Below are 12,789 nucleotides of genomic sequence, written 5' to 3' on the forward strand. Positions count from 1 at the left end.
TGGCCCGCGACGCCCGTCGCCGGCCGGGTGGGGTCACGAGTGGTCGTCCGGGAGCGAGAGCAGGACGAACGCCTCGACGGGCTCGCCCTTGCCCTTGAGGTCGAGCGGGCCGAGCGGCTCGGTCATCGCGCCGGGCAACATCGTGAGGGTGTCGGCGGTGACCGCGACGCGGCCGACCGGCGCCTGGCCCTCGATCCGTGACGCGACGTTGACGGCGTCGCCGATGACGGTGTGGGTGCGGCCACCCTCGCTGCCGAGCACGCTGACGAGAACCTCGCCGCTGTTGATCCCGACCCGGAACCGGGGCCAGCCGGGGTGCTCGTCGGCGATGCGCGCCGTCTCGGTCTGGAGGTCGAGGCCCGCCTGCGCGGCCCGGCGCGCGTGGTCCGGCTGGTCGCCGAGCCGGTTGAACGTCGCCATGATCGCGTCGCCGATGAGGCGGTCGATGGTGCCGCCGTGGCGTTTGACGACGGCTGGGATCGCGACCGTGAAGTACGCGTTGAGCATCGCGGTGACCTCCGCCGGGTCGTGGCCCTCGGAGAAGGTCGTGAAGCTCTTGAGGTCGGCGAACAGGATCGTCATCTCACGTCGCCCCGCCAGGGTGTCCGCCGTGTAGAGGGCGGCGTAGCGCTCCTCGTGCCAGGACTGCTGCGCGCCCCACGCGACGAGGACGAACGCCGCGAGCATGAGCAGGTGCCACTCCCACCACGAGTAGTGCCAGTTCGGCGCGAAGACGATGGCGACCATCGCCTCGGCGAGCAGGACCATCGCCGACGCCATCGCTGCGGGGAGCAGGCCGCCCCGGTGCCACCACAGACGGGCGTATGTCACTGCCGCCACGGCGAAGAGCACGACGGCGAGCACGGCCGTCGCGGCCATGGGCGCCGATCCGCGCTCCAGTCCCGGCCCGACGTCGAACGGCGGCAGGCGCAGGAGCGAGACCACTGCCCACGCGACCATGAGGAGGATGAGGGCGACCCGCGACCACCGCGCCCGGCGCATCTCTTCGACCGCCCGTCCTGCGTCGACCTCGCGCACCGACGCGACGGCGAAGAGCGAGCCGATCGCGATGCCGACGGGAGTGGAGACGTTGAACCCGGCGGACGCGGTCTCGAGGAGCATGCGCGGTGTCGCGAGCGCGTGCAGACCGAGGAAGCCCGCGGACGAGAGGAAGGCCAGCGAGACGTACATGACGCGCACGTCGCCGCGCCGCACCGCCGCCGCCCCGGTGCCGTATGCCGTGACGGCACTGAGCAGTGCCGCGCCGAGGACGATCCAGAAGTGGGTCGACTCGTGCTGCCACTGCCGGTCCAGCTGCCCCGAGAGGCGGAGCAGGACGAGGCCGAGCAGCGGCAGGGCCAGCGCGGCGGCACCGACCGCGCCGCGCCGCCGAGCTCCCGCGCGTGCGTGCCCCGGGCCCGTGGGGGCGGGCGCCCGAGGTCCGACGGTGGCGTGCTCAGCCACGGTCGGCCTGGGTTTCCGTCTCCGCGTGGCGGGCCTTGGCCTGCGCCAGCGCGAGGAACTGGTGGACCTCGGACACCACGACCGAGCCCTCGCCGACCGCCGACGCGACCCTCTTGACGGATCCCGCCCGCACGTCGCCCGCCGCGAAGAGGCCCTGCAGCGACGTCTCGTGGGCACACGGCGGCCGCTCGAGGGTCCAGGCACCGGCCTCCCGCACGTCGGCTCCGGTGAGCAGGAACCCCCATCTGTCGCGCACCACGGCGTCGGGCAGCCACGACGTGTGCGGCTGCGCCCCGATCATGACGAAGAGGCCGTCGGCCGCGATCGAGCGCTGCTCGCCGGTCGCCCGGTCGGCGACGACGATCTCCGACAGCCACCCCTCGCCCCTGCCGTCGACGACGTCGGCGTTCGGGACGACGGTGATCGTCGGCGATGCCTCGATCTCGTCGATGAGGTAGCGCGACATCGTCGAGGAGAGGTCGGGCGTCCGGATCACGATGGTGACGTCAGCGGCATACCGCTGCAGGTGCAGGGCGGCCTGGCCGGCCGAGTTGCCGCCCCCGACGATCACGGTGTGCGCGCCCATGAGCCCGTGCGCCTCCGAGACGTTGGCCCCGTAGTACACGCCCGAACCCGTCAGCGCCTCCAAGGACGGCACGCCGAGTCGGCGGTAGGCGACGCCGGTCGCGAGGAGCACCGCGCGCGCCTGCACCTCGCCGACGTCGGAGACCGTGGCCCGGAAGCACGGGACGCCGGCCGCGTCGGTGACGGGGTCGATCGCGGTGACCCGCCGGGTCAGGACGAACCTCGCACCGAAGACCCATGCCTGCTGGAAGCCACGCTGGGCGAGCTCGGCGCCGGAGAGACCGCGGGAGAACCCGAGGTAGTTGCGGATGAGCGAGCTCGTGCCGGCCTGGCCGCCGAGCGCCTGCTCCTCGACACACAGCACGGAAAGTCCCTCGGACGAGGCGTAGACCGCGGCGGCGAGCCCGGCCGGGCCGGCGCCGACGATGAGCAGGTCGATGTCGCGGACCTCGTCGTCGCTACCCGGCGCTCCGAGGTCGGTGCCGATGCCCCACGCCTGGCAGATCTCGACGTCGCTCGGGTCGATGAGCACCCGACCGCCGAGCGCCGCGAGCCAGATGACGAGAGGGCCCTCCGCGTCGGCCGGCCGCGGAGCGTCGATCGACTCGAGCACCGCAGTCGCCTCCGGGGTGCCGCGGTCGAGGTAGGCGTGTGGGATCCCGTTGCGGCTCAACAGGCTTCGCACCGTGTGGCCACGGGGGTCGCGGGCCGCACCGACCACGACGACCTCGCGCCGGCGGTTCTCGACGGTCCTCGACCACATCTGCACGAACTCCGAGACGGTGCGGCAGAAGAGCTCGTCCGGCGAGGTCCACGGCTCGAGGACGTAGTAGTTGATGTCGCCGAGCGACATGCCGCGCAGGATCGCGTCCGCGGTCCGCCGGTCGGCCCACGCGCCCCAGGGCACGAGCAGGGCGCGGCCCGCATCCGGGTGCAGCGTACGGACGGCGCGGAGCAGGTCGGCACCGCCCACCCCGGGCAGCCACGGGTCGGCGAGGACCAGGGCGACGGGGTCGCCGCGCTCCGCGGCGAGCTCGAGCTGCCGCAGCGCGGCGGCACTGTCGGACTCGCTGCGCACGCGGAAGTCCGCGCCGAAGCGGCGCGCGAGCTCGCCCTCGGTGCGCGCCAGGCCGTCGAGGTCAGGATCGACAACGAGCAGGAGAGGACGGGTCACGGGTCACCCCTCACACGGACGTGCAGACAGGTCGGAGTACGACCACCCCCTCCTCCGACGGTAGGTGAATCCGCGGCCTCCGGGTCCGGAACGGCCGATCCCGTCGCTGCTCGGGCGAGGATGGGGCCCATGGCACCCGTCGCACACCCCTCCTACGACGTCGACCGGATCCGCTGGCACTTCCCCGCCCTGCGCGAGGGAGCGGCGCACTTCGACGGGCCGGGCGGCTCCCAGGTGCCCGACGCCGTCGCGACCGCGGTCGTCACGACGCTCACCTCGGCGATCTCCAACCGCGGCACGGTGACGCCCGCCGAGCGGCGCGCGGACCGGGTCGTCCTCTCGGCACGCGCCGCGCTGGCCGACCTGCTCGCCGTCGACCCGGGCGGTGTCGTGTTCGGCAGGTCGGCGACCGAGCTGACCTTCCACCTGGCCCGCACGCTGTCGAAGGACTGGGGACCCGGCGACGAGGTCGTCGTCAGCCGGCTCGACCACGACGCCAACGTGCGGCCGTGGGTCCTCGCCGCCGATGCGCGGGGCGCGACGGTCCGCTGGGCCGAGTTCGACCCTGCCACAGGCGAGCTCGCGCCGGAGGCGGTGGGCGCCGTGATCACGTCACGCACCCGCCTGGTGGCCGTCACGGCGGCGTCCAACCTCATCGGCACCCGTCCCGATGTGCGCGCCATCGCGGTCCTCGCCCACGCGGTCGGCGCGCTGCTCTGGGTCGACGGCGTGCACGCGACGGCTCACGTCGTCACGGACGTGCCGGCGAGCGGAGCCGACTTCTGGGTCTGCTCGCCGTACAAGTTCCTCGGCCCACACCTCGGCGTGCTCGCCGCGGCGCCCACGCTGCTCGAGACCCTGCACCCCGACAAGCTCATCCCGTCGTCCGACGCCGTGCCCGAGCGGTTCGAGCTCGGCACCCTGCCCTACGAGCTGCTCGCCGGCACGACGGCGGCCGTCGACTTCCTCGCCGATCTCGTGCTGCCCGACCCGTCGGCGTCACGCCGTGACCGGCTCGTCGCGTCGTTCACCGCCCTCGAGGAGCACGAGGACGCCCTGCTCGCCACGCTGGAAGCGCGGCTGCGCGCGATCCCCGGCCTCACGGCATACAGCAACGCTGGGCGACGCACCCCGACGCTGCTCGTGACGGTCGACGGCCACGACCCGCAGGCGCTACGAGCCGCGCTGGGCGACCGCGGGGTCAACGCGCCGGCCGGCAGCTTCTACGCCTGGGAGTGCAGCCACCACCTCGGCCTCGGCGCCGCCGGCGGTCTGCGGATGGGCCTCGCGCCGTACACCGACGCCGACGACGTCGACCGGCTCGCGACCGGGCTCGAGGAGATCTGCGGGCCGGGCCGGTGAGCCACTCGTCGACCGCCGCGCTCACCGCGGCAACGGCTCGATGCGCGCCTCCACGACGACACCATCCGTGAGGTCCAGGGTCGCGAACGTGCCGGCAGGCTGCCGGCGTCGGTCTGTGGGAGAGCCCGGGTTGAGGATGCGTACGCCGTCCGCCGTCTCGTGCAGGGGGATGTGCGAGTGCCCGAAGACGACGAGGTCGGCATCGGGGAAGCGGTGGCGCAGACGGGCCGCGCGCCCCTGCCGCTGGCCGCTGTCGTGCACCATGCCGACCCGGACCCCTGCCAGCTCGACCTCCAATGTCTCTGGCGCGCCCCAATCGGCGACCTCGGGCATGTCGTTGTTGCCCATGACGACGTGGACCGGCGCAAACGTCGAGAGCAGGTCGAGCACGTCGGGCGTGCAGACGTCGCCGGCGTGCAGGATCACGTCCGCCGCCTCCAGGTGAGGCAACAACGCCGGCGGGCAGCCCTTCCAGTGACGCGGGCTGTGCGTGTCGGACAGCACGACAACCCTCACGGCCGGTGCTCCGCGACAGGTGCGGCGCACATGCGTGGCTGCCTCATGACCTGACCCGTTCGAGGACCTCGCGGACGGTCGCCTCGACGAGGTCGACCTTGTAGCCCGTCTCGGGGAGCGGGCTCGCCCCCGCCGTGGCGGCCGACGCTGCCGCTGCGACCACGTCGTCGTCCAGGGTCGAGCCGGTGAGCATCGCCTCGACCGCCTTGAGCCGCAAGGGAGTTGGCGCGACCCCACCGATCGCGACGCCACACGAGGTGATGGTCCCCGCGTCGTCACGAGCCACCCGGCATACGGCCTCGACGAGGGGCCACTCCGCCTCGAAGCGGCTGATCGCCCGGTAGTACGCGCCCTGCTCGCCGGCCACCGGTGGGGGCAACGTGACACGGGTCAGCACCTCGTCGTCGCCGAGCAGGTGGTCGCGGCTCGGGTCGGAGCCGTCGCCGAGGAGGTCACCGATCGTGAGACCGTCGCGCTGCGTCGTCGTGACCGTGGCGGCGTAGGTCAGCAGGGCCATGGCGAGCGACGACGGGTGCGGGTGGACGCACGGGGCGGTATCGAATGCGACTCCGTAGAGGTGTCGCCCGTCGCGCGCGGGGCAGCTGTCGCCGCCGCACTTGAGGCACGTCAGGTGCGGGTGGCGGAAGTACCAGCAGCGCGTGCGTTGGAGCAGGTTTCCGCCGATCGTCGCGGTCGCGCGCACCTGCGGCGTCGCCAGCCCGGCTGCCGTGAGTGCGAGCGCCGGGTAGTCGGCGGCCAGCTCACGCGTGAGGGCCTCGACGGTCGTGCCCGCCCCGATGGTCGTGCCCGTCCCGGCCCGCTCGATGCCGGCAAAGCCCGGCACGCCGGTGAGGTCGAGGACGTGCGGGGTGGCGCCGGTCGTGCGCAACCGCTCCTGCAGGTCCGTGCCGCCCGCACGGTAGACGGCGTCACCTGGCCCCAGGCCGTCGGGTCGCTCGTCGTATGCCGTGAGGATCGTGAGGCCGCTCACCGGGTCACCCCCGCGCGCAGGCCCTCGAGGAGCCGGTCCGGACGCACCGGCAGCGTGAGGGGCCGCCAGCCGGTCGCGTTGAAGATCGCGTTGCCGACCGAGGCCGCGGGGCTGACTGTGGCGACCTCGCCCAGACCGATACCACCGCCCGGCACGTGGTCCCAGCCTTCCTCGTGGAAGTGGATGTCGATCTCCGGGGTGTCGCCCAGCTGCGGGATGCGGTAGTCCTCGAGGTTCGCCGTCAGGGTCAGGCCCGTGTGCGGGTCGAGGACCTGGTTCTCGTAGAGCGCGAGCCCGATGCCCTGGATGACCGAGCCCTCGCACTGGCTGCGGGCGAGGACGGGAGCGTGGATGCGGCCGACGGCGATGCCGCCGTGGACGCGGAGCACGCGCGTCTTCCCGGTGCGGGTGTCGACCTCGACCTCGGTGACGTGCAGGGCAGCGGAGAAGCCCCGGCCGATCTGCACGCCGTTCATGGTCACCGGGACGGCTCGCATGCCGCGGTCGCCGCCACGCTTCGCGCCGGCCGTCGCGCCGTCGGGGACGGTCGACAGGTCGGTGCCGACGCGGTCGCGCAGGGTCGTCGCCGCCTCGACCGCGGTCGACCACAGCGAGACGGTCGTGCGGCTCCCTCCGGAGGCCGGCCCGTGCGCGGTGCCGCCGTGCGAACGACCCAGGCGTACGTCGACCTGGCTCGGGTCCACGCCGAAGACGCCCGCGACGGCCCGGGCCACGACGGTCCTGCTGCCGGTACCCATGTCCTGCGTCGCGGACGAGGCGACCAGCCGTCCGGACTCGACCGAGACGACCACCTCGCAGTCGGGGTCGACGATGTAGATCCAGTTCCCCGCCGCGACACCGACGCCGCGGCGGTAGCGACCGGCCCGGCTGCCGGTGGCCTGCCGCTGCCGCCACGTCGGGAGAGCACCGGCCCAGCGGTAGAGCGCCTGGCGCTTCGGGTTGCCGTCCCACTGCGCCCGCAGCTCGATGGGGTCGCGTCCGAAGCGGTGCGCGACCTCGTCGACGGTCGACTCGAGCGCCCACGCGCTCGTGGGGCCTCCGGGCCCGCGGAAGGGGGCGCCGGGCGGCGCGTTGGTCACGACGTCGACGTCGCGGGCCAGGCGCGGGGTGCGGTCGTAGAGGAGCATCGCCAAGGACGCGGCACTTCCACCGACCGCGACCCCTCCATGGCTGTCGGAGTCGACGGTGAGGGCCCGGATCCCCTGGGTGTCCTCGTCGACCAGCAGCGCGACGCGCGAGCGGCTGCCCGGGCGGTTGCCGGTCGCGGTCAGCTCCTCGTGCCGGTCGAGGACGAGGCGTACCGGGCGGCGCGCCAGCCGGCTGAGCGAGATGGCGCCGACGGCCTCCGGCGTGAGGCTCAGCTTGGCGCCGAAGCCGCCACCGACGTACTCGGCGACGACCTCGACCTGCGTGGGGTCGAGGTCGAAGCGCTCGGCGATGGAGAGCCGCAGCTGGTCGACGCCCTGCGTGCTGAGCCAGACCCGCAGGTGCTGCGCGTCGCTCCAGTCGGCGACGCAGGCGTGGGGCTCGAAGGCGGTGTGCAGCTGTGCCGTCGTGCCGACCTCGAGCTCGACGAGGCCGCGGCGTCCGGCTGCGCGGGCCGAGCTGATCCGGCGCTTGGCGACGGTCCCGAGGAACGGCGTACGCGACGGGCCGTGACGGTTGCCGTCCCACGAGACAGGCATGGGCGCGCCGCCCTCGCCGGCCGACGGCGCGTTCTTCCGGTCTGCCCTCGTGGCGTAGACCAGTGGCGCCCCGGGGCGTACCGCCTCGTCCGGGTCCAGGACGAAGCTCTCCGGCGTCAGCGGCACGTCGAGCTCGCGCGCGACCCGCCGGGCCTCGGCGAGCGACTCGGCGGCCACGGCGGCGATCGGCTGCCCGGCCCACCGGACCCGACGGTCGGCGCCGAGCAGCTCGACGCCGACGACGCCGTCCGGAAAGGTGATCGGGCCGACCAGCCCCGCCGCGACGTCCGAGCGGCGGATGACGGCGTGCAGCATGCCGGGCAGGACCACGTCGGTCGTGAAGACCGCGGCCCCGGTGAGCTTGGCCGGGGCGTCGACGCGCTCGACGATGCCCGCGCCTCCGTCGTGCTCGCCGCGGCAGGCCGCCGCCACGGCGCGGTACACGCCCTCGTACGAGCCGCACCGGCACAGGTGTCCCGCGAGCGCCTCGGCGATCACCTCCCTGGTGGGCTCCGTCGTCCCGTGGTCGGCGCGCCAGCGGTCATGGAAGGCGACGGCGTCGACGACGAACCCCGGTGTGCAGTAACCACACTGGAGCCCGTCGTGGTGGGCGAAGGCGCGCTGCACCGGGTGGAGCTCGGCGCCGTCGGCGAGGCCTTCGACGGTCGTCACCGCGCAGTCACGCAGCCGGGTCGCCGGGGTGAGGCAGGCCAGCACCGGCTCGCCGTCGACGAGGATCGTGCAGGCTCCGCACACGCCGCTGCCGCAGACGAGCTTCGTCCCCGTCAGGCCGAGGTGATCGCGCAGCACGTCGACGGCCACCTCCGTGCCGCCGACCTCCACGGCCCGCGGCTCGTCGTTGACCGTCGTGGTGAGCTCCATGGCCTCTCCTCGGGCTGCGTCTCGACGAGACGGTGCGCCCCCGACGCTACGCCCCGACCGGGCTCCGGGCGATGATGGCGGTGAGGGCTCGACCGGCGTGCCCGACGAGGTCCAGGAGGTCAGGATGCGCATCGCGGTGCTGGGCACGGGCGGGATCGGCGGCTACTTCGGGGGGCGGCTCGCGGCGTCCGGGCACGACGTCACCTTCGTGGCACGCGGGGCCCATCTGGAGGCGATACGCGGGCGGGGGCTAGCCGTCTCGAGCGTCGCGGGCGACGTCACGGTCCACCCGGCGAACGCCACCGACGACGCGGGGTCGATCGGGCCGGTCGACGTCGTCCTGCTCGCCGTCAAGACGTGGCAGCTGCCTCCGGTCCTCGAGGCCGTGCCCGGGCTCGTGCGGGCCGACACTGTGGTCGTCACGACCCAGAACGGCGTCGAGGCCCCGGACCGGGTGGCCGCAGTCGTCGGCCGCGAGGCGGTCCTACCGGGCATCGCGAAGATCTTTGCCTACATCGACGGTCCCGGCCGCATCACGCACGCCGGCGGGCCCGCGTCGCTGGTCTTCGACGAGTGGTCACCCGGCCCCGGCGGCCCGTCCGACCGGGTGACGCGGCTGCGCGAGGCCGTGACGGCGTCCGGCGCCGTCTCACCCGCGCCCGAGGACATCTGGGCGGAGCTGTGGTCGAAGATGCTCTTCGTGGTGCCGTTCGGCGGCCTGGGAGCGGCCCTCGACGCCACGATCGGGGAGCTGCGCTCGAAGCCCTCGAGCCGCGCCCTGCTTCAGGACGCGATGCGTGAGGTCGAGGCGGTGGCGCGGGCGCGTGGTGTGCGCCTGCCGGACTCCGTCGTCGCGGGCACCATGGCCTTCGTCGACGACCAGCCAGCGGACGCGACGACATCGCTCCAACGCGACCTGCTCGGCGGCAAACCCTCCGAGCTCGACGCCTGGACCGGCGCCGTGGTGCGGCTCGCGGCGGAGTCGGGCGTCGACGTGCCGCTGCACCGGCTGCTCCTCGAGGTGCTGACGAACCGCCACCCGAACGCCCTGCCGGGCTGACGGCACATCGCACGGGGCCGCTCGCGCCCCGCCGTCAGAGGTCGGGGCGGCACACACCTCGACCGAGGACCGCGAGGCCACGACGGTCACCGTCAGCCGGACCGTTGACCGAGCCGCCGGACTCGGACATCAGCTGCGAGCTGTCGGACACGTGGTTGAGACCCAGGACGTGGCCGATCTCGTGCTCGATGACCGCCCGGGCCGAGTCGACGCGTCCGGCCCGCAGCAGGTCGGTCATCGCGTCCCGGTCGAGCCACACCGTGCCCGTCACGTAGACGAGGACCCCGTCCCGGGCGGCTCGCGGAGTACTGCCGCCGAGCCCGACCGTGCCGCCGGCCAGCCGCGGGATCTGCTCAGGGGTCGCGAACGCGATGTAGACCGGCGCCCACCGGTCGCCGTAGCGGTCCGGCTGGTAGGGGTCGCGCTCCGGCGTCGGGGCCTCGTCCGTCAGGCCGTCGTCCACGAACCGCAGACCGCTCGCCAGCGACATCGTGGCGACGGCGTCACGGACGAGCGCGTCACCGCCCGTGGGCAGCCCGACCGAGCTCGTCGTGAAGTGGATGGGCCGGCACGGGTCGTACGCGACCGGCTCGGTGCCGCTCGGCTGGAGCCGCATGAAGGTGTAGCCGCCGTGCCCGCTGGGCGTCGTCGGCGGGGCGCCGAGCGGCGCCTGGGCCGCGCCGATGCCTGCGGGCGGGCTGTCGACACCGAGCCCGTGCCGCGCGTCGAACGGCCGTGCCTGCCAGAGCCACACGGGCACGGCCAGGACGAGGACCGCCAGCACGGCCACCCCGGGCCAGCGACGTCGGCTCGGATGTGGCGACGCAGCCCGGTGCCGACCGGGCGCACGGACGTAGGACCCCTGACGCATGCCCAGCAATATGCCCTGTACCCCCTGTCCTGTCGCATCGACGACCGGCGATCGGCCGGGACCGACCGTGACGTACCCACCCGGGCGGGTCGTGCAGCGGGCGGGTCGTGCAGCGGGCGGGTCGTGCAGCGGGCGGGTCGTGCAGCGGGCACGTCGGGGGCGGCGCGGAGCAGTGGGCTAGGTTCTGCGTCCGTGGAATGGCTCGAGCTCGTGCGCGACCGGATGGTCCCGGCGCCCGGTGATGTGGCCCTCGCGGCTCCCCGGCTCGTCGTCGTCCTCGCGGTCGCCTTCGCCCTCATCGTCGTCGAACCCCTCTGGCGGGTCGTGCGCCTCGTCGTGACCCTCGTGCACGAGCTCGGGCACGCCGTCGTCGGGGTCCTCGTCGGTCGCCGTTTCACCGGTTTCGTGCTGCGGGGCGACATGTCGGGTCACGCCGTCACCCGCGGGCCCGTTCGAGGACCGGGACGGGTGGCCTCGACGTGGGCGGGATACCCGATGCCCGCGATCCTGGGCGCCGGCATGGTGTGGGCGGCGGGGCGCGGCTGGTCGGCCCCCCTCGTCACGGCGGGCCTCGCCATCCTCCTCTTCGCGCTCGTCCGGGTCCGTTCGGCGTTGACGGTCGTCGTCATGGCCGTCGCGATCGCCGGGTCGGGTGCGCTGTGGTGGTGGCGGGACGACACGCTCCAGCCGCAGGTGCTCGTCGGCCTCGGCGTCGTGCTCCTCGTCGGGGCATGGCGGCACCTCGGGGTGGTGCTCCGGGACCGCAGCCGCGGCAGCGATCCCGGCGTGCTCGCGACACTGACCCACGTGCCTCGGGGCCTGTGGAACGGATCGTTCGTCGTGGTGTGCGCGCTCGCGACGTGGCTGGTGACCGCGGAGGCCGTCGCGACCCTTCGCTGACCGACGCCGTGTGCCGGGCCGGTGCAGGCCCGCCGTGCGCGGGGCCCTGCCAGCCCTCTCCCGTCAGACCGTGGCGCCGCTCAGGACGACGTCCGCGAGATGGTCGTGAGAGCCCGCTCCGAGTGGGTACGGGGAGCCCGGGCGCGGCCCCAGGGGGAGCCGCCGCCCACGTCGCGTCTCGCGCGCGGCTCAGCCTCGGGGGAACGTCGCGGCTGGTGCACTCCTGCCGCGGCGCCAGCCCGGCGGCATAGGGGGACACAAATGTATGCCGCCGGGCTGGCCTGCGCCCCAACCACTCCCATGGCTCAGGGCTGGAGGACGAACCTCACGACGACGCCGTTGTGGTCGCTGTTCGTGTCGTCGAAGACGTAGGCGTGGTCCATGTCCATGACGCGTGCCTCGGGAGTGCGCACCCACTCGTAGACGTAGTCGATGCGACGTGACCCGTGCGTGCCGAGGCCGGTCACCCCGAGGCGCGAGTAGTGGGAGCGCAGGCCGGGGAGGCTGTCAGCGGCCTGGCGCTCCTCGAGCACGGTGTACGGGAACTTCGCGTACTGGACCCGCTTGTCGTCGACGTAGTCGACGTTGAAGTCGCCGGTGACGACGACCTGCCCGGCGTCCTTCTTGTCGAGGACGAGCTTCTTGAGCTTGACGAGGTGGTCCTCCGCGTCGCGCGTGCGCGGCAGGTCGTACGGGTGGCCGTTGTCGTCGATGTGCGAGTTGAGGTGGGTGTTGACGTGCACGACGTGCCGCCCCGTGTTCCGGTCCTCGTAGCGGACCCAGTTGTCGTAGCGCGGCGGCGGCGCAGCGCCGGCGCCCCCGGTGTCGCAGACGAAGATCGAGCCCTGGTCGATGACGTCGAACATGGACCTGCGGGCGAGCATCGCGTTGGCGCAGGCCGCAGAGGGGGTGGGCGCGAACAGGTGCCAGCCGTTGTCCCGGGCGAAGGCCGTGAGCAGCTCGCGCCGGTCGCCGGTCTCCTGCAGCCCGACGATGTCGGCTCGGGAGGTCACGTTGCGAAGGTCCTCCATGAAGTTCGCAGCGCCCAACTCGTAGAGGATGTTGAGGGTGCCGACGCGGAAGGTCGTCGAGCCTGCGGCGCGTGCCGTCGACCCGGCCGTGGTGGCGGTCGCACCGGCGACGGCAGCGGCGAGGCCGAGCCGCCCGAACGACCGTCGGGTCAGGTGGCGCGGAGTGGTGTGGTCCATCGGTGCTCCTCGAGGTGTCGTCGGCAGGTCACGGATGACCGTGCGCGACCGCACTGCGGAGTCGCTGCGA

Annotated in this window: 10 protein-coding genes; 3 read left to right on the forward strand and 7 right to left on the reverse strand. The window is 73.6% G+C overall.

Translation table 11 applies throughout. The features are described from left to right. Positions 1–33 precede the first annotated feature (33 nt). Together H9I49_RS24310 and H9I49_RS03025 are read right to left on the reverse strand one after the other, a co-directional pair. Complete coding sequence (locus tag H9I49_RS24310) at positions 34–1,464, reverse strand: adenylate/guanylate cyclase domain-containing protein (protein ID WP_188028829.1); 1,431 nt, start codon at positions 1,462–1,464, stop codon at positions 34–36. Next, positions 1,457–3,223 (reverse strand): FAD-dependent oxidoreductase, encoded by a 1,767-nt coding sequence (locus H9I49_RS03025; RefSeq protein WP_188028830.1) that lies wholly within the window; start codon positions 3,221–3,223, stop codon positions 1,457–1,459. Before H9I49_RS03025 ends, H9I49_RS24310 begins: the two co-directional genes overlap by 8 nt. 129 nt (positions 3,224–3,352) lie before the next feature. Between H9I49_RS03025 and H9I49_RS03030 the strand changes: the two genes are divergently transcribed. Further along, positions 3,353–4,585 carry a cysteine desulfurase-like protein gene (locus H9I49_RS03030; protein ID WP_188028831.1) on the forward strand — a complete coding sequence of 411 codons (1,233 nt, stop codon included), beginning with the start codon at positions 3,353–3,355 and terminating at the stop codon, positions 4,583–4,585. Between the two features lie 21 nt (positions 4,586–4,606). Here H9I49_RS03030 and H9I49_RS03035 read toward each other — a convergent pair whose 3' ends face one another. The 3 genes from H9I49_RS03035 to H9I49_RS03045 are packed head-to-tail and all read right to left on the reverse strand — an operon-like array spanning position 4,607 to position 8,680. Further along, positions 4,607–5,131, reverse strand: coding sequence for a metallophosphoesterase (locus H9I49_RS03035; RefSeq protein ID WP_370587401.1), 525 nt, complete (start codon positions 5,129–5,131; stop codon positions 4,607–4,609). A gap of 13 nt (positions 5,132–5,144) precedes the next feature. After that, the gene (locus tag H9I49_RS03040; protein WP_188028833.1) at positions 5,145–6,092 is read right to left on the reverse strand and encodes an FAD binding domain-containing protein; all 948 of its coding nucleotides are present in this window, start codon (positions 6,090–6,092) and stop codon (positions 5,145–5,147) included. Beyond that, positions 6,089–8,680: a molybdopterin-dependent oxidoreductase gene (locus H9I49_RS03045; protein ID WP_188028834.1), complete on the reverse strand. Its 2,592-nt coding sequence runs from the start codon at positions 8,678–8,680 to the stop codon at positions 6,089–6,091. Before H9I49_RS03045 ends, H9I49_RS03040 begins: the two co-directional genes overlap by 4 nt. A 97-nt stretch (positions 8,681–8,777) precedes the next feature. Between H9I49_RS03045 and H9I49_RS03050 the strand changes: the two genes are divergently transcribed. Further along, entirely contained in the window at positions 8,778–9,740 is a 963-nt protein-coding gene (locus H9I49_RS03050) for a 2-dehydropantoate 2-reductase (RefSeq protein WP_370587402.1), read from the forward strand. A gap of 34 nt (positions 9,741–9,774) precedes the next feature. Here H9I49_RS03050 and H9I49_RS03055 read toward each other — a convergent pair whose 3' ends face one another. Then, entirely contained in the window at positions 9,775–10,611 is an 837-nt protein-coding gene (locus tag H9I49_RS03055) for a matrixin family metalloprotease (protein ID WP_188028835.1), read from the reverse strand. 192 nt (positions 10,612–10,803) lie between these two features. Here H9I49_RS03055 and H9I49_RS03060 point away from each other — a divergent pair, with 192 nt between their 5' ends. Beyond that, positions 10,804–11,511, forward strand: a complete 708-nt coding sequence (locus H9I49_RS03060; RefSeq protein WP_370587403.1) for a M50 family metallopeptidase — start codon at positions 10,804–10,806, stop codon at positions 11,509–11,511. Positions 11,512–11,816: 305 nt separating this feature from the next. On the opposite strand, the gene H9I49_RS03065 is transcribed toward H9I49_RS03060, so the two are convergent. Next, positions 11,817–12,719 (reverse strand): endonuclease/exonuclease/phosphatase family protein, encoded by a 903-nt coding sequence (locus H9I49_RS03065; protein ID WP_188028836.1) that lies wholly within the window; start codon positions 12,717–12,719, stop codon positions 11,817–11,819. Positions 12,720–12,789: the final 70 nt, after the last annotated feature.

Source organism: Terrabacter sp. MAHUQ-38, from assembly GCF_014518425.1.
Lineage (GTDB): Bacteria > Actinomycetota > Actinomycetes > Actinomycetales > Dermatophilaceae > Terrabacter.